The following is an 18487-nucleotide window of genomic DNA, read 5'->3' on the forward strand; positions in this document are numbered from 1 at the left end:
ATAATATATCATTTATATTATTCCTTGTCAACAACTTTATTCTTTCGCTGTCGACTTAGTTATTATATCTAGTATCAGGAATAAAAGCAATAGTTATTTTAAAATAAATAATATTCATCCATTCATAGATTTCAAATACTATGACTTTACCCCTGATCAAGAAGAAGAAGCTTAGATTTCAAGAGTGAATTTTTTCTTTAAACATTATAGTACTTCTTTTATATACAATTCACGATTAACGAGTCTTTACCCAAACCCGAACACTCTGATAGCATTTGATACCGTGCTAATGCAAAAAGACCCAGCTTTATTGCTGGGTCTACAATTTTTTACGGTTTATACAATTTGAGCGTTACTTACAGATACTCCCGCTTTCTCATTGTTTCAAAAAAAATCAAAGGGAATTTCAAAAGGGGCTCGGAATTAAAATTCCGAACCCCTTTTTTAGTAAAAGATTATTCTTCCGTATCTTTTTCAGTTTCTTCATTTTCTTCATTTACCGTAGGTTCAGGATCAGAATCCGGATCTAGAGTTGTTACCGCCTCTATTTCCATGTCTTTTTCTTCTTCTTCTTCCCTTCCTACGATGGCCACCGTAGAAACATATTCATTATCTGCAGATTCGAGTCGGATGAGCTTAACACCCTGTGTATTACGGCCCGTTTTAGAAATGCCTTCGACTTCCATTCGGATCAATACACCAGCTGCTGTAATCAGCATCAAATCTTCATCTTCACCCGTAACTGTTTTCACAGCTATAAGTTCACCATTTTTCTCAGTGACATTACATGTTTTTATTCCTTTGCCTCCACGGCTTTGAATACGGTATTCTTCCGCAGAGGTCCTTTTTCCATAACCGTTTTTCGTAACGATCAGGACTTCTTCATCATCTTCAAGAATTTCCATTCCGACAACTTCATCATTTGTCCCTAAGGAAATTCCTTTTACTCCTGCTGCAGTACGTCCCATTGTCCGTACATCCGTCTCTGGGAAACGAATCATCATACCGGACTTCGTTCCAATTATGATCTGTTTCTCTCCATTCGTAAGCCGGACAGAGATCAATTCATCGTCTTCACGTAAACCTAGGGCAATTAAACCGTTATTACGGATATTTGCAAAGGACGATAAAGGTGTACGCTTTGATATCCCATGTCTGGTCGTGAAGAATAAATACCAATCGTCCGCAAATTCCTTCACAGGTATGATTGCATTGACCCACTCGCCTTTATCGACTTCCAACAAGTTGATAAGCGGCAATCCTTTTGCCGTCCTGCCATATTCAGGTATTTCATATCCTTTTGAACGATAGACTTTACCTTTGTTGGTGAAGAATAATAGAGTGTCATGAGTCGAAGTGGTTAACAAGTGACCGACAAAGTCATCTGTATTCGTTCCCATACCCTGTATTCCGCGCCCCCCGCGTTTTTGACTGCGGTATGTGGTTGCAGGCAAGCGTTTAATATAACCGTTATGCGTAAGTGTCACGATTATATTTTCCTCTGGGATTAAATCTTCATCTTCCAGGCTTTCAAAGCCGGCTAATGTGATTTCAGTTCTCCGTTTATCATCAAAACGTTCTTTAATTTCAAGAAGCTCTTCACGGATAATTTCAAGAACCTTTTCTTCATCAGCAAGAATCGCTTTATATTCTGCAATTATAGCCATTAATGCCTGATATTCATCTTCAATTTTTTCACGTTCCAGACCTGTCAAGCGCTGTAAACGCATATCCAGGATAGCTTGCGCCTGTTTTTCGGAAAGTGAGAATTGTGTCATTAAGCCTTCACGGGCAATATCTGTCGTTTGGGAACTGCGGATCAACGAGATGACTGCATCCAAATTATCAAGTGCAATACGCAAACCTTCTAAAATATGGGCACGGGCCTCCGCTTTCCGCAGTTCAAATTCAGTCCTGCGACGTATGACTACCTGCTGATGCTCCAAGTAGTAGCGCAGGCATTGTTTTAAATTCAGCACCTTTGGCTGACCGTCCACCAAAGCAAGCAGATTGATTCCGAAGGTGGTCTGCATCGCGGTGTGCTTATACAGGTTGTTTAAAAGGACATTCGCATTAACATCCTTTCGAAGCTCCATGACAATACGCATACCATTGCGATCCGATTCATCCCGTAAGTCGGTGATGCCTTCGATTTTCTTATCTCGGGCAAGTTCTGCAATTTTTTCAATCAATCTTGCTTTATTCACTTGATAAGGGATTTCCTTAACAAGGATTACCTGTTTACCATTCGGTTTCTCTTCAATCTCGACTTTCGCCCGTTGAATGATTGACCCTTTACCGGTTTCATAGGCCTTTCTGATTCCGCTTCTCCCTAAAATCAAACCGGCTGTCGGAAAGTCCGGACCAGGAATATATTCCATCAACTCTGGAATTGTAATCTCAGGATTCTTGCTTAAAGCCAATACGCCGTCAATTACCTCACCTAATTGATGGGGCGGAATATTGGTTGCCATTCCTACCGCTATTCCTGATGAACCATTCACCAATAAGTTCGGGAAACGGGCAGGCATGACGGCTGGTTCTCTTTCTGAACCATCGTAGTTATCCTGGAAATTGACCGTATCTTTATTTAAGTCCCGGAGTAACTCCATCGAGATTTTCGACATTCTCGCTTCGGTGTACCTCATTGCGGCAGCTTGGTCACCATCGACCGAACCGAAATTCCCATGTCCATCCACAAGCATATAGCGATAGTTAAAAGGTTGCGCCATCCGTACCATCGTTTCATATACTGCCGAATCACCATGCGGGTGATATTTACCGATAACTTCCCCGACAATACGGGCTGATTTCTTAAATGGTTTATCCGAAGTCATTCCAAGATCGTTCATTGCATAAAGAATTCTTCGGTGTACCGGTTTCAAACCGTCCCTTACATCAGGCAAAGCCCGCGACACGATAACGCTCATCGCATAATCCAAAAACGATGTCCGCATCTCGGTACTTATATTTATTTCTTTAACACCTGATCTTTCATTTTCTGACATGGAGCCAACCTCCTATTAAAAGCTTATATCTCATTTAAGTTTAACTGTTCGTGCACTATGTAAAGAACAGGATGTAAAAAGCATCCTGTCAAAAATCAGATATCAAGATTTTTTACATAAATTGCATTTTCTTCAATGAAGTTACGTCGCGGTTCCACCTTGTCGCCCATCAGCATCTCGAAAGTTTCATCTGCCTCGGCGGCATCTTTCAAACTGACTTGAAGCAGCGTTCTCGTTTCTGGGTTCATGGTCGTTTCCCACAATTGCTCCGGATTCATTTCCCCCAGCCCTTTATAACGCTGCAGGTTAGGCTTTGGAGTAGTTGGCAAACTTGCCATGATTTCTTCAAGCTCGCGGTCATTATAAGCATAATCCACTTTTTTCCCTTGCTGAATCTTGAAAAGTGGCGGCTGAGCAATATATATATATCCATACTCGATGATTTTTCGCATATACCGGTAGAAGAATGTCAACATCAGTGTTCTGATATGGGCACCATCCACATCCGCATCGGTCATGATAACAATTTTATGGTATCTGGCTTTTTCAGTATTGAATTCATCACCAATGCCCGTTCCAAGTGCTGTGATGATCGTACCTATTTCTTCATTGTGCAGGATTCTGTCCAATCGCGCTTTTTCAACATTCAGGATTTTACCCCTTAGCGGCAATATGGCTTGGAAATGGCGGTCCCGCCCTTGTTTTGCCGAGCCTCCCGCAGAGTTTCCTTCAACGATGTATAATTCGCTGATACTCGGGTCCTTGGAAGAACAATCTGCCAATTTACCTGGTAGATTGGATACTTCCAAAGCACTTTTCCTCCGGGTCAATTCACGTGCTTTCTTCGCTGCCAAACGGGCTCTCGCTGCCATTTGCCCTTTATCTACTATTTTTCGGGCCACGGCAGGATTTTCGTATAAGAAGGCATCAAGTCGTTCCGAAAGAATGGAATCAGTAACCGTTCTTACCTCAGAGTTTCCGAGTTTGGTTTTCGTCTGACCTTCAAATTGCGGATCAGGATGCTTAATCGAAATGATTGCCGTTAAACCTTCCCGGACATCTTCACCTGAGAAATTGGCATCCGCTTCTTTTAAAAGACCATTTTTCCGTGCATAATCATTGATGACACGGGTCAAAGCAGTCTTGAATCCCGATTCATGTGTACCGCCTTCATAGGTATGAATATTATTGGCAAAAGAAAAGACATTGCTGATATAGCTGTCATTATATTGCAGGGCCAATTCAACGGAAATTCCGTCTTTCTCGCCTTCCATGAAAATCGGTTCCTCATGCAATACCTCTTTAGAACGGTTCAAATGCTCAACATAAGATTTGATACCGCCCTCATAGTGGAACTCCCTGATTTTTTCTTCTTCTTCACGTTTATCCTCAATGATCAGCTTCAAACCTTTATTCAGGAATGCAAGCTCACGGATTCGTGTGGCTAATGTATCAAAGTCATATTCCAAGGTATCCGTGAAGATTTCACCATCAGGAATGAAGTGTACAGTCGTTCCGGTATGATCGGTTTCCCCGATGATTTTCAAATCTTCTTTTGGGATACCGCGGTTAAATTGCTGATAATGGATTTTACCTTCACGATGAACGTAAACTTCCAATACCGTGGATAAGGCATTAACTACCGATGCCCCCACACCATGCAGACCGCCGGAGACCTTATAACCTCCGCCGCCAAATTTACCGCCCGCATGAAGGACCGTCATGATTACTTCTACAGCCGGGCGTCCCATTTTTTCATGGATCCCCACTGGAATTCCCCGACCATTATCGACTACGGTTATGCTATTATCTTCTTCGATCGTCACTTTGATTTCCGTACAGAAACCAGCCAGTGCCTCATCAATACTATTATCGACAATTTCCCAAACAAGATGGTGAAGTCCTTTTGCAGAGGTAGTGCCGATATACATCCCCGGACGTTTACGAACTGCTTCTAAGCCTTCTAAAACCTGTATCTGATTCTCATCGTATGCCTGAGCTTGTACTTCTTTTTGTTCCATTGTCATACGTATCACCTACACTTTTCTTTTGGCATTTATCAATTTTCAGGAGTAATTATAACGTTTAGCTACAATTCAAAGAATATCTATATCATCGATTAAGAGCGATGGCTGCAGTGAACGCTTTTTCAAGGTGGACGACGCGAGCGGTGAATAATAAACCTGTTTGTCCGTCACTACAATCGATTTAACCGAGTTTTTTGCTAAATGGGAAGTTACATCGGACTTTTTCTCCAAAAATTCACTCATGATTGGAGAGGCCTGAAGCAGCTTCTTATCTAAAATGGCTATGACATCGTCCGTTTTCACAAGAATGTCTTCACCAATGTGGAGATACATACATTCACCTCATCATTTAACCTTTTTTATACTTCCTTGACTAACATAAAAGGTGGACGCTTCTCGTAGGGTTTGATGATCGATTCCATCAACGGAGGGTGTCGTCACAAATGTTTGCACTTTCCCCTGTATCGTATTCAGTAAATGGGATTGACGGAAATCGTCGAGTTCAGATAACACATCATCCAATAATAAAATGGGATACTCGCCGATTTCTTCATGGATCAGCTCAATTTCGGCAAGTTTCAAAGACAAGGCAGTCGTACGCTGTTGTCCTTGTGAACCGTACGTCTGGACATCACGGTCATTCACAAAAAAAACCAGGTCGTCACGATGTGGACCTACCAGTGTAACACCCCGTTCAATTTCCCTTGTTTTTATTTTATCAAATTTTTCTGTGTATACTTCTATCATTTTCGTCAAATCCATAGATTCTGATACATCAAGCGACGGTTTATATTGGATTTTCAATACTTCTAGATTTCTGGAGATCCCCGAATGAATGGGTTCTGCCCATTGCTGGAGCTTTAAAAGAAACTCGTACCTTCTTTCGACAATTTTCGCTGCATACTGAATAAATTGATCGGTCAGCACGTCAAGCATCGTCGTATCCGTTTGTTTCCGGGTCTGCAGAAGCTTTAAGTAATGATTTCTTTGTTGAAGTATTTTATGATATTGGCTCATATCATGAAGGTATACGGGAGAAACCTGGCCAATTTCCATATCTATAAAACGGCGTCTGACTAGAGGACTTCCCTTTACAAGGTTAAGATCCTCAGGCGCAAACATGACCACATTCATATTTCCGACATATTGACTCAACTTTCTTTGTTCAATATGGTTGCACTTCGCCTTTTTCCCTTTTTTTGAAATGGTCAGCTCAAGTGGTATTGAGGTATTTCTCTTTCTAACTCTTCCTTCTATTTTAGCATACTCTTCATCCCAGCGAATAAGTTCTTTATCATTTGAGGTCCGATGGGATTTTGCCATTGCTAAAACGAAAATGGATTCCATGACATTTGTTTTTCCTTGAGCATTTTCGCCGAGGATTACATTGACTTTATTCTCAAAAGCCAGATTCAATTCGGTATAGTTGCGGTAATTTTTCAAACTTATATTTTCAATATACATATTCCGCTCTTCCCTTATGTTTTAGCTTGTAATTGTGTAGGTGCCAAATCCAGGAATCTCTATTTTATCACCTGATCTTAATTTTCTGCCTCTTCTCACGTCTAATTCGCCATTAATGAAAACCTCGTATTCACTTAAGAACCATTTCGCCATTCCGCCGCTTTGGATCAAATCGGCCAATTTCAGGAATTGTCCAAGCGTAATATATTCAGTATTGATTTTTATGGAGTCCATTCATGCTTCACTCATTTCTAAGTAGTCTTTAATATTTCATTTTACTAAATTAATCCCATTAAGACAAAGTATAGCTTTTTCAGTTCTTGTTTTTAGCGATTGAGAGTCTCGTACAGCATTGAAAAAACGCCAAGGACCCTTTGGAAACCTATGTTTAAATATAAAAAAATTAAAGACCTGCTATACAAGCCTTTAATTTTTTTGAAATATTATTTTAGCTTAATAAGTCCTTACCGGGAGAATTAATTGCAGCATGGAATCGTCATGTAGAGGACGAATGACAAACGGACGCATTGCACCTGTGAAATTAATTTTTATATCGGACCCTTCCAATGCCTTTAGAGCATCCATTACGAATTTGGCACTGAATGAGATCTTCAGGTCTTCACCTTCAATGGCTTCTGCCTGAACTTCCTCGATTACTTTACCAATTTCAGGAGTATTGGAAGAGACTTCGATTATACGGCCTTCCAGGGTTGTCAATTTAACGACATTATTTCTTCCTTCTCTCGCCAATAAAGAAGCCCTGTCGATCGCTTGAAGGAAATCCTTGGTGTGAACAGTCACATCGGTTTTGCTATCTGATGGAATCAAGCGTGATGTATCGGGATAATTCCCTTCAAGAAGTCTTGAGAAGAATAATAAATTTTCAGCTTTGAAAAGTACTTGGTTTTCGGTAATGACGATTTCAATGAGTTCGTTTGTATCATCAAGGATTTTACTTAACTCATTCAGACTTTTACCTGGGATGACAACACTATAGGTCCCGTTAATTTTATTTTCTATTTTGGCTGTTCTCATTGCAAGCCTATGGCTATCTGTTGCAATACAGGTCAATTCGTCATCTTGAACCTTCAAGTTTACACCTGTTAAGATGGGGCGTGTTTCTGACGTGGACACTGCAAAGCCAGTTTGGCGGATGAGGGTCTTTAAAAGGTCCGTTGGAAGTTTGAAAATATTTTCTTCTGCAATGATCGGAAGATGAGGATATTCCTCAGGATCCAGTCCATTTAGATTAAATTCAGCTTTTCCCGAGCGAATAATCGTTTGAAAGTTATTCTCCACTTCAATTTCTACAGTATCCATCGGCAGCTTTTTGACAATTTCACTGAAAAAACGGGCATTCAGGACTATACCGCCGCTGCTTTTAACTTCAACTATCTCATCTCCATCAACCTCAGCGGGAATGAATGATTGGATGGAAATATCTGAATCACTACCTGTTAGAGTGACCCCCTCACTAGTAACGCTTATCTTTATCCCTGTTAGGATCGGAATCGTCGTTCTTGATGTGACTGCTTTCATTACTTCTTGGACACTATGAACTAATCGATCTCTTTGGATTATAAATCTCATGTTTCATCCTCCAATTTTTTATTGCCGAATAGGCATATTTATTAATAATTTTTATTAAAAAAGATAGTAGTAATAGTAGTAGGCCCTGTTGATATGTGGATAAGTCCACTCAACCTAAGGAAAAACAGTCCATCCACATGTGGACAGACTGTGTGTAAGTAGTCGCCAGTTATTCACATTATCCAGAATCCATTATACCCTCAGCTGGTCCTGGATTTCTTTAACTTGACGTTGAAGCTGGGTGTCCGTTTGCATGAGTTTGGAGATTTTTTCATGCGCATGGATGACGGTCGTATGATCGCGGCCTCCAAATTCATCACCTATCTTGGGCAGGGATGAGTCCGTCAATTCCCTGGAAAGATACATGGCAATCTGTCTTGGAAAGGCCACGGATTTAGTCCGTTTTTTCGCCTTGAAATCCTCAAGTTTGACACTATAATGTTCACCGACCGTCTTCTGGATTTCCAAGATGGTGATTATTTTAGGTTTTGAGCTAGGAATGATGTCTTTTAATGCTTCAGCTGCCAAATCGGCATTTATATCTTTATTGATCAATGAAGAATAAGCGACGACACGAATAAGTGCACCCTCAAGCTCACGAATATTGGAATCGATTTGGTTGGCTATATAGAGCATGACTTCGTTCGGGATATCAAGACCCTCAGCTTTTGCCTTTTTACGCAATATGGCAATCCGCGTTTCCAGATCAGGTGGCGTGATATCCGTGATCAAGCCCCACTCAAACCTTGAACGGAGACGATCCTCTAGTGTAGGTATCTCTTTTGGCGGGCGGTCACTCGAGATGACGATCTGTTTGCTTTCTTCATGCAGCGCATTGAATGTATGGAAAAACTCTTCTTGAGTTTGTTCTTTTCCCGCAAGAAATTGAATATCATCAATTAATAAAACATCCACGCTTCGGTATCTATCACGGAATTCCCCAGCTTTATTGTCCCGGATCGAGTTGATGAATTCATTCGTGAACTTTTCAGACGATAAATAAACGACCTTCGCATTCGGATTATGCTCTAGAACATAATGCCCGATTGCATGCATTAAATGAGTTTTTCCAAGGCCGACGCCCCCGTATATGAATAAGGGATTATAGGCTTTGGCCGGAGCTTCTGCGACAGCGAGAGACGCGGCATGGGCAAAACGATTGCCGGAGCCGATGACAAATGTATCGAATGTATTTTTCGCATTAAGCATATGCTGGGGAAATGCAGCATGCTCTTTATCCTGTTTTTTTATCTTTTTAGGCTGAACAGGAACGGCAAAATCATCATCTTCTTGATTGGGGGGAATGATGAATTTTGCTTCCAATTCCTCACCGGTAAGTTCAAACAATACATCGGAAATAAGATGGGAATAGCGTTCTTCAAGCCAATCCCTGGCAAATTCATTGGGAGCGGTGACTGTTAATGTATCACCTTGCAGTAAATAAGCCTTGGTTGATTTAAGCCAAGTTTCAAAGCTTGGTTTACTGATTTTCTTTTCGATTTTTCCGAGCGCCTGGTTCCAGAGGCTATCGATGTTATCCAAACTTATCCCTCCTTTGCAAAAAAAATTTTAATCATTGTATCTAAATGTATAGGCACAAATAAACTCATCGATTGCCGTCTTCATATTAATTTTGACAGCAAAGGTTCGGTGAGCTGTATTAAGGAATTTTTGTGTTGTGTAATGTGAAGTGCCCAAAACTATATCTTGCGCTGTACAACCTTTGTACAGACTACATCTGGTGAGCCAGTGTAGATTTGAATGTTTATTCATCAACAGGTATTTTAAGAAATATATAATAAAGAAGAAAAAAGGGTTTTCGACAATATCCACCATCTGTGGACAGATTAATATACACAGGTCGGATAAACTATCCACAAGTTATTCACAGTCTGTGGATAAACGTTACCTGTTGATAAAGTTATTCAGAGTGAAAACACAAATATAATATCAGAAATTCAGGCGTCTTGCAATGGGTTAGAAAACTTTATCCACAACTTACCGGGCTTGTGGGAAAAACTTTTCCACAGGCCATTGTTATGTGCAAAAGTCTCTAAAATGGGATGTGGATAGAAAAAAACATGTCGAATTTTATCCACAGACCATGATTATAGGCTCGAACTAAGTTGATATGAACCAGGTGTTCAAGCCGGAAGGCCTGCATGGGGAAAGATCAAAAGGGATTCAGGTTCGTTCTTATAATTTGTCGAATGGTGTGTCGTAAGGGAGGATTACTTGCGAATCTCATATTCGTGCTCATGGATAAAATGATGGAAATTTCCCCTTCCCCAAAAATTTCTATATCAGTTCGGAGCAAAATCATTTACAATAGGCTAGGTAGTAAAAAAAGGCCTACTGGACATTGAGCATTAAAAAAAGAAATTTTTTATGGATGAGGTTGACAAGTAGAAACCTCCATCTATATAATTGTAAAGACTGTCTTTAACTGTTATTCCTCAGGGAGGTGTCATATAATGAAAAGAACTTATCAACCGAATAACCGCAAACATAGTAAAGTTCACGGTTTCCGTGCACGTATGAGCACGAAAAACGGACGTAGAGTAATCGCTGCACGTCGCCGTAAGGGCAGAAAAGTATTATCTGCATAGACCACTGAAAAGTCTCAGTGGTCTTTTTTCGCAAAATAAGGGATTTACTGAGACTCAATTCATGTAATGAAGGTGTAAAAATGAAAAAAAAGTTAAGGATTAAGAAAGAGGATGAATTTCAGCTTGTGTTTAAAAAAGGTGAATCTTCTGCTAATCGGCAATTCGTTGTCTATGTCCTTGAAAAGCCGGGTCAGGATCATTTTAGGATCGGCCTTTCTGTCAGTAAAAAAATCGGGAACGCCGTTATGAGGAACCAAATCAAAAGATACATACGGCAAGCGTTTTTGGAATTGAAAGAAGATATAGAAGAGGGTAAGGATTATATTGTGATTGCTCGAAAACCAGCGGCGGAGATGGACTTTTTCCAGGTGAAAAGCAGCTTGATACATGTCCTGAAACGTTCTAAATCACTAAACTTTAAAATGAAAAAACAATAAAGTCCCCTTAATATCGAATAAGACTCCTCGTATCATATGGTTACTTAAGTAAGATGACATAGAAAATTCCGATTGTAACTGTGGAAAAAGTGGATTGCTTTTCCTTGAAATCTTCTAATAAACAGTTCACAATTGTTTCAAAAAAGATTGATTGCAGTTAGGAGGAAATTACGGTTGAAAAAACGAATATTACTCATTATTGGACTAGCCTCGATAATGATGCTGTTGGCAGGGTGTACGGAAATTAAAGAACCTATTACTGCGGATAGTGAAGGTTTTTGGAATTCATACATTGTCTATCCATTATCAGCCCTGATCATCTGGCTTTCCGAAGCATTCGGCGAGAACTATGGTTTGGGAATCATCGGCGTTACACTAATCATTCGCCTGGCATTGCTTCCATTAATGATCAAACAGGTGAAAAGCTCGAAAGCCATGCAGGCCATTCAGCCTGAAATGAAAGAACTTCAAGCTAAATACAGCTCAAAAGATGCTGCCACACAACAAAAACTACAGCAAGAAACAATGGCCCTATTTTCGAAATATAATGTGAATCCATTGGCGGGATGTTTGCCGATATTGGTGCAAATGCCGATTTTGATCGGATTTTACCATGCAATCAGCCGTACGGAAGAAATTGCTTTACATAGTTTTCTTTGGTTTGATTTAGGTTCCCCGGATCCTTATTATATTTTACCGGTCGTTGCAGGTATCACGACTTTCATCCAGCAAAAGATGTCAATGGCTGGAATGAACTCGAATCCACAAATGGCGGCACAAATGACGATGATGCTTTACATCATGCCAATCATGATTGTTGTATTTGCTATTAATTTCCCCGCTGCTCTTTCTCTTTACTGGGTAGTTGGTAACATTTTTGGTATCGTTCAAACATATTTCATCAAAGGTCCGGATCTTAGAAAAGCAGCTGCGGAAAACGCGGGAGGGGCAAAGAAAAAGTGAAAAAAGTGACTGCTACAGGACAATCTGTCGAAGAAGCAGTAAATTTAGCTTTAGCTCAACTGAACAGCACTAAGGATCGCGTGGAGATTGAAGTAGAAGATGAAGGAAAAAAAGGATTTTTTGGCTTATTTGGTGCAAGGAAGGCAATCGTCCATGTGACATTGCCTCCGGATCCCATTGAAGAGACACTTGGATTTTTGAAGAATGTCTGCGTCGATATGGGAGTCAATGCACAAATAAATGTCACCCGTAAAGGTAAGAACGTAACATTCCATTTATCAGGTGATAAAATTGCATTATTGATTGGAAAAAGGGGTCAAACACTAAATTCACTTCAGTATTTAGCACAGCTGGTAGCAAATCGATACTCGAAGCAGTATTTGAATATTACCGTAGATGCAGAAGATTATCGAAGCCGCCGCAATGACACCTTAATCCAATTGGCTGAAAGAATGGCAAATAAAGCCACGAAAACAGGTAAAGCTGTTTCACTGGAGCCGATGCCATCCTATGAACGTAAGGTCATCCATAATGCTCTCCTGGATTATCCAAAAATAAAAACAACCTCAAGTGGGACGGAGCCATATCGTCACTTGGTCATCACTCCACTTAAATGAACCTTCTGCTTTTAAGCAGGGGTTCTTTTTTTTAGGGATGAATGTCGAATATTTTTTTTGCGAATTTTCCATTCAACAATAAGTGACAAATTTTTTATATTTTCTTGATCCTTAAAGGGGATGGAAGAAAATGAAGCGGGTGATATTTGTTATTCACATGTGGATAAGTTAAAATGGTTGTTACAGAATATGGATTAACGGCGTGTGGATAACTCTTGGAAGGAAGGAGTATCTACTTTTTTTCATGAATATACTGTGGTATTGTAGTAATTTAGGGATTCGACGATTTTATTATCAGAAAAAAATAGAACCATCAATATATAAGAGGTGAAAGCATGGAATTCGATACAATCACCGCTATCTCTACTCCCTTAGGGGAAGGGGCGATCGCCATCGTTAGAATCAGCGGTGATGAGGCCATAGAAATAGCCGATAGGATCTTTAAAGGACCAGGTGGAAAAGGATTGCTTGAAGTGAAATCACATACGATTCATTATGGCCACCTTATCCAGCCTAAAACAGGTGAAATCATAGAGGAAGTCATGGTTTCGGTCATGATGGGTCCAAAGACATTTACAAGGGAAGATGTAGTTGAAATAAATTGTCACGGTGGAATCGTTTCGGTCAATAGGGTACTGCAGCTTATTCTCTCACAAGGTGCTCGTTTAGCGGAACCTGGTGAATTTACGAAACGGGCTTTTTTGAATGGCAGGATCGATCTTTCCCAAGCTGAGGCCGTTATGGATTTAATCCGTGCTAAAACGGATAAAGCCATGAATGTTGCATTAGGTCAAATGGAAGGCCGGCTTTCGAAATTAATCCAAAATCTGCGTCAAGAAATTTTACAGACCCTCGCTCAAGTCGAGGTAAATATAGATTATCCGGAATATGATGATGTCGAAGAAATGACGCATCGTTTATTTTTGGAAAAAGGCAGTTATGTGAAGAATGAAATAGAGAAGCTGCTTCACACGGCCCAACAGGGGAAAATACTTCGGGATGGACTTGCGACCGTTATCATAGGTCGTCCTAATGTCGGAAAATCTTCCTTGCTTAACAGCTTAGTTCATGAAAACAAAGCGATCGTCACTGATATTCCAGGTACAACACGTGATGTTATTGAAGAGTATGTCAATGTTCGCGGTGTACCGCTTAAACTTGTCGATACAGCAGGAATTCGCGAAACGGAAGATATCGTTGAACGAATTGGAGTTGAACGGTCTCGTGCAGTATTAAAAGAAGCGGATTTAATATTGCTTGTATTGAACTATTCCGATGGTTTCACTACTGAAGATGAGAAACTATTCCAAGCGGTTGAGGGAATGGATGTTATCGTTATCATCAATAAAACAGACCTTCCACAAAAAATCGATATGGCAAAAGTTAAGGAAATGGCTGCATCCCATAAAGTCGTTACGACTTCATTACTGGAAGATCGAGGGGTCGATGAATTGGAAGAAGCGATCGCTTCTTTATTTTTCGAAGGTTCTTTAGAAACGGGAGACCTGACCTATGTGTCCAATGCAAGGCATATAGCTTTGCTGGGACAGGCATTACAGGCTATCGAAGATGCAATTGATGCTATTGAAATGGGTACGCCGGTTGATTTGGTTCAAATCGATTTCACGAAAGCATGGGAGTTACTTGGAGAAATCATTGGCGAAAGCGTTCAGGATAATTTGATCAACCAATTGTTCTCTCAATTTTGTTTAGGAAAATAAGCGTAAAAGGAGGAAAAGGATATGCAATACGAAGCAGGTAGCTATGATGTCATTGTTATTGGTGCCGGTCATGCTGGCAGTGAGGCAGGCCTTGCAGCAGCAAGAGTAGGAGCTAAAACGTTGATGATCACCATTAACCTGGATATGGTCGCCTTTATGCCATGCAATCCCTCCGTCGGCGGACCGGCAAAAGGGATAGTCGTTAGGGAAATTGACGCTTTAGGCGGTGAAATGGGAAGAAATATCGACAAGACCCATATTCAAATGAGGATGCTCAATACGGCAAAAGGTCCGGCCGTTCGTGCGCTGCGGGCGCAGGCAGATAAATTTCTCTATCAGCAAGAAATGAAAAAGACGATAGAAGACCAAGAAAATTTGACATTGATTCAAGGAATGGTAGAGGAATTAATTGTTGAAAACGACGTATGTACGGGTGTCATCACTAAAACAGGTGCGGTGTACCGTGCGAAAACTGTCGTAATCACGACGGGAACATATTTACGCGGTGAAATCATTTTAGGAGAACTGAAATATTCAAGCGGCCCTAATAATCAGCAGCCTTCCATCAGGCTTTCTGAACACTTGGAGCAGTTAGGATTTGATTTGGTCCGTTTTAAAACAGGAACGCCTCCACGTGTGAATAGTTCTTCCATAGACTACAGCAAAACGGAAATTCAGCCTGGCGATGAAGTGCCTCGTGCCTTTTCTTATGAAACGACAAAGTTCATAACGGATCAATTGCCATGCTGGTTAACGTATACGAATGAGGGTACACATCAGCTCATTGATGAGAATCTACACCGTTCACCAATGTATTCCGGAATGATTAAAGGAACCGGACCGCGTTATTGTCCATCGATAGAAGATAAAGTCGTTCGTTTTAATGATAAGCCACGGCATCAAATCTTCTTGGAACCTGAAGGTCGCAATACAAAGGAAGTTTATGTGCAAGGTTTATCCACCAGTCTGCCTGAAGATGTGCAAGTGAAAATCCTGCAAACAATTCCGGGACTTGAAAAAGCGGAAATGATGCGTGCTGGATATGCAATTGAATATGATGCCATCGTTCCTACGCAGCTATGGCCTACACTTGAAACGAAGAAAATCAAAAATCTATATACTGCAGGTCAAATTAACGGGACATCCGGCTATGAAGAAGCAGCAGGACAAGGATTGATGGCCGGTATTAATGCAGGATTGAATGCAATGGGTAAGGAAGAACTGATTTTAAGCCGTTCGGAGGCCTATATTGGTGTTCTCATTGATGACCTTGTAACGAAAGGCACGAATGAACCATACCGATTGCTGACTTCACGTGCAGAATATCGTTTATTATTGCGTCATGATAATGCCGATCTACGCTTAACGGAAATTGGATTCAATATCGGAATGATCAAAGAAGAACGCTACAAACGTTTCCTTATGAAAAAAGAAGCGGTTGAATTGGAAAAGGAACGATTGAAATCAAACTTCATCAAACCGACCAAAGAGGTGCAAGAAGTCATTACTGCAAGTGGCGGCAGTGAATTAAAGGATGGAATCCGTGCCTCCGATTTATTGAAAAGGCCTGAAATGGATTATTCCCATATTCAGAAGTTGGCGCCAAGTGATGTCGAACTGAATGAAGAAGTGACGGAACAGGTCGAAATCCAGATCAAGTATGAAGGATATATCGAAAAATCCTTGCAGCAAGTCGATCGCCTGAAAAAAATGGAGAACAAAAAGATTCCAGAGAATATCGATTATGATGCAATTTCTGGTCTTGCAACGGAAGCACGTCAAAAACTAAAGCAGGTCCACCCGCTATCAGTAGCTCAGGCTTCAAGAATTTCCGGTGTGAATCCCGCTGATGTTTCCATTCTGCTTGTTTATTTGGAACAAGGTAAGATTGCCAGAGTATCTCAGTAACGGAAATACCCGAAAAGGATTGAAAAAACATGAATATTGAACAGTTCCAACAAGCACTGCTGGAGAAAGGGATTGAGCTTTCTCCTCAACAGCTTGATCAGTTTGACACGTATTATCGATTATTGGTGGAATGGAACGAAAAGATGAACTTAACAGCCATCACAGATAAAGAAGAAGTTTATCTAAAGCATTTTTATGATTCAATCAGTGCAGCCTTCTATTTCGACTTTAACGAATCCTATCGAATTTGCGATGTTGGGGCTGGAGCTGGATTTCCGAGTATTCCATTGAAGATTTGTTTCCCTGATATCCACGTCTCGATTGTGGATTCCTTGAATAAGCGAATTTCTTTTTTGAATCACCTTGCGGATTCATTGCAATTAAAGGGAGTTTCCTTTTATCATGACCGGGCGGAAACCTTCGCCCAAAAACCGGAGCATCGCGAATCCTATGATATTGTCATGGCGAGGGCGGTAGCCAGGATGTCGGTTTTAAGTGAACTATGTTTGCCGCTTGTTAAACTGGATGGGACGTTCATTGCCATGAAAGCGGCTAGTGCACAAGATGAAATGGACACAGGGAAGAAGGCCATTTTTACATTAGGCGGAGAAATTGAAGAAATTCATCCTTTCACATTGCCAGAGGAAAATAGTGAAAGAAACATCATTACTGTAAAAAAAGTGAAGAAGACTCCTAAAAAATACCCAAGAAAACCAGGGACACCGAATAAGCAGCCTATTGAATAACCTCTGTACGATAAAGTATGTTTTCATAGTAAGAGCAGAGGATTCAGATATATATGGCTGGTACTTGCCCTTATTTTCTTTTACTATAAATGTATGACCTTATTATTTTCACTTAATACTGCATTTGCCAACAAGAAGGCATTTTCGGTACAGGTTAAGACGTGTGCCCTTAGCTTGCTGATTCAGGGAAATAATTTTGGGAAAGCCGGCCGATATTTATAAAAACTGGCCGTCGACCGTCATTATTGCCTTGATGGCGCCAGTCGACATGTTTTTTACAGTGAAGGGACATATGTATAACCATGTCGGGAAATGTATGCAGGACTTGTCCTTTAAATAGAGAATATGTTATTTGGGAGTTTTAAAAGGTGGTGTAGGAAGATGAAGCATCCTTTTTCGCGGTTCTTTGGGTTTGGCGAAAAAGAAGAAGAGCAACTAGAGATGGAGACACCTAGCAATAATAATGAAGAAATAAGAAAAATTTCCATTTCCGACATTGTGCCTAATCGATTTCAACCAAGGACCGTTTTTAATGACGATAAAATTGCCGAATTGGCTCAAACGATCCATACACATGGGATCATTCAACCAATTGTAGTAAGGGCTTATGGTCAGGGAAAATATGAAATCATCGCAGGTGAGCGTCGTTTCCGGGCCATGCAAAAGCTTGGCTGGGAATTGGCACCTGCTATAATCAAAGATTTCACCGATACAGAAACGGCTTCCGTTGCGCTGATAGAAAACCTTCAGCGTGAAGAACTGACACCGATTGAAGAAGCTTTGGCTTACGGAAAACTATTGGAGCTGCATAGTTTAACCCAAGAAGCCCTGGCACAAAGACTGGGAATTGGTCAATCCACCGTGGCGAATAAGCTTCGGCTGCTTAAGCTGCCGCAGGAGGTTCAGGATGCACTTCTTCAAAAGCAAATTACGGAACGCCATGCCCGCTCGTTGATACCGTTAAAGAGTCCTGAAAAGCAGTTGAAACTGCTTTTGGAAATCATCGAAAAAGGGTTAAACGTCAAGCAGACCGAAGAGCAGGTCGTCAAGCTCTTAACGGGTACTGTGCAGAAGCCGAAACCTAAGCGAAAAGCGTTTAGTAAAGACATGAGGATTGCCGTGAATACCATCCGCCAATCACTCAGTATGGTTACAGACAATGGAATAAATCTGGATGCAGAGGAAGAAGAATTCGAGGAGTATTACCAGTTCACGATTAAAATACCCAAGAAAAAAACTTGATTCCCCATCCTTAGCCCGCTTGGTAGTCTCCGATTACCAAGCTTTTTTTATTTTCTCTCCAAAACTGGCATTTTCCACTTTTAAAACATTCAACTTTTCCTGGATTTTCAATGCTTTTAGAAGTATTTCAAATTTTAAGAGGAATTTCAGAAAAC

At 40.7% G+C, this 18487-nt stretch carries 15 protein-coding genes; 8 read left to right on the forward strand and 7 right to left on the reverse strand.

The window, feature by feature from the left end:
- Positions 1 to 455 precede the first annotated feature (455 nt).
- The 7 genes from gyrA to dnaA all read right to left on the reverse strand — a co-directional run bounded on the left by gyrA (position 456) and on the right by dnaA (position 9631).
- Positions 456 to 3008 (reverse strand): DNA gyrase subunit A, encoded by a 2553-nt coding sequence (gene gyrA / locus OTG27_RS00005; RefSeq protein WP_063574565.1) that lies wholly within the window; start codon positions 3006 to 3008, stop codon positions 456 to 458.
- A gap of 95 nt (positions 3009 to 3103) precedes the next feature.
- Positions 3104 to 5029, reverse strand: a complete 1926-nt coding sequence (gene gyrB, locus OTG27_RS00010; protein ID WP_268936136.1) for a DNA topoisomerase (ATP-hydrolyzing) subunit B — start codon at positions 5027 to 5029, stop codon at positions 3104 to 3106.
- Positions 5030 to 5104: 75 nt separating this feature from the next.
- Positions 5105 to 5368, reverse strand: a complete 264-nt coding sequence (remB, locus tag OTG27_RS00015; protein ID WP_034316197.1) for an extracellular matrix regulator RemB — start codon at positions 5366 to 5368, stop codon at positions 5105 to 5107.
- A 12-nt stretch (positions 5369 to 5380) separates the two neighbouring features.
- Positions 5381 to 6499 (reverse strand): DNA replication/repair protein RecF, encoded by a 1119-nt coding sequence (recF, locus tag OTG27_RS00020; RefSeq protein ID WP_034316194.1) that lies wholly within the window; start codon positions 6497 to 6499, stop codon positions 5381 to 5383.
- Between the two features lie 21 nt (positions 6500 to 6520).
- Positions 6521 to 6733, reverse strand: coding sequence for a S4 domain-containing protein YaaA (yaaA, locus tag OTG27_RS00025; RefSeq protein ID WP_063574566.1), 213 nt, complete (start codon positions 6731 to 6733; stop codon positions 6521 to 6523).
- A 219-nt stretch (positions 6734 to 6952) separates the two neighbouring features.
- The gene (gene dnaN / locus OTG27_RS00030; protein ID WP_054398443.1) at positions 6953 to 8089 is read right to left on the reverse strand and encodes a DNA polymerase III subunit beta; all 1137 of its coding nucleotides are present in this window, start codon (positions 8087 to 8089) and stop codon (positions 6953 to 6955) included.
- 192 nt (positions 8090 to 8281) lie between these two features.
- A complete protein-coding gene (gene dnaA, locus OTG27_RS00035) occupies positions 8282 to 9631 on the reverse strand; it encodes a chromosomal replication initiator protein DnaA (protein WP_034316187.1) in 1350 nt (449 codons plus the stop codon).
- Between the two features lie 932 nt (positions 9632 to 10563).
- Here dnaA and rpmH point away from each other — a divergent pair.
- The 8 genes from rpmH (at position 10564) to noc (ending at position 18332) form a co-directional block, all read left to right on the forward strand.
- Complete coding sequence (gene rpmH, locus OTG27_RS00040) at positions 10564 to 10698, forward strand: 50S ribosomal protein L34 (RefSeq protein WP_034316183.1); 135 nt, start codon at positions 10564 to 10566, stop codon at positions 10696 to 10698.
- Between the two features lie 80 nt (positions 10699 to 10778).
- A complete protein-coding gene (gene rnpA, locus OTG27_RS00045; RefSeq protein WP_057278285.1) occupies positions 10779 to 11135 on the forward strand; it encodes a ribonuclease P protein component in 357 nt (118 codons plus the stop codon).
- Between the two features lie 174 nt (positions 11136 to 11309).
- Positions 11310 to 12098: a YidC family membrane integrase SpoIIIJ gene (spoIIIJ, locus tag OTG27_RS00050; RefSeq protein WP_098185086.1), complete on the forward strand. Its 789-nt coding sequence runs from the start codon at positions 11310 to 11312 to the stop codon at positions 12096 to 12098.
- Complete coding sequence (gene jag, locus OTG27_RS00055; RefSeq protein ID WP_063574568.1) at positions 12095 to 12715, forward strand: RNA-binding cell elongation regulator Jag/EloR; 621 nt, start codon at positions 12095 to 12097, stop codon at positions 12713 to 12715. The genes spoIIIJ and jag overlap by 4 nt, the downstream gene beginning before the upstream one ends.
- Before the next feature lie 335 nt (positions 12716 to 13050).
- Entirely contained in the window at positions 13051 to 14436 is a 1386-nt protein-coding gene (gene mnmE / locus OTG27_RS00060) for a tRNA uridine-5-carboxymethylaminomethyl(34) synthesis GTPase MnmE (protein WP_268935904.1), read from the forward strand.
- A 21-nt stretch (positions 14437 to 14457) separates the two neighbouring features.
- On the forward strand, positions 14458 to 16344 hold the full coding sequence (gene mnmG / locus OTG27_RS00065; RefSeq protein ID WP_268935905.1) for a tRNA uridine-5-carboxymethylaminomethyl(34) synthesis enzyme MnmG: 1887 nt from the start codon (positions 14458 to 14460) through the stop codon (positions 16342 to 16344).
- A 29-nt stretch (positions 16345 to 16373) separates the two neighbouring features.
- The gene (rsmG, locus tag OTG27_RS00070) at positions 16374 to 17090 is read left to right on the forward strand and encodes a 16S rRNA (guanine(527)-N(7))-methyltransferase RsmG (RefSeq protein ID WP_034316171.1); all 717 of its coding nucleotides are present in this window, start codon (positions 16374 to 16376) and stop codon (positions 17088 to 17090) included.
- 381 nt (positions 17091 to 17471) lie between these two features.
- Positions 17472 to 18332 carry a nucleoid occlusion protein gene (noc, locus tag OTG27_RS00075; RefSeq protein ID WP_034316169.1) on the forward strand — a complete coding sequence of 287 codons (861 nt, stop codon included), beginning with the start codon at positions 17472 to 17474 and terminating at the stop codon, positions 18330 to 18332.
- Positions 18333 to 18487: the final 155 nt, after the last annotated feature.

Origin of the sequence: Peribacillus sp. AS_2 (assembly GCF_026891895.1) — a bacterium.
Classification (GTDB): Bacteria; Bacillota; Bacilli; order Bacillales; family DSM-1321; genus Peribacillus; species Peribacillus frigoritolerans.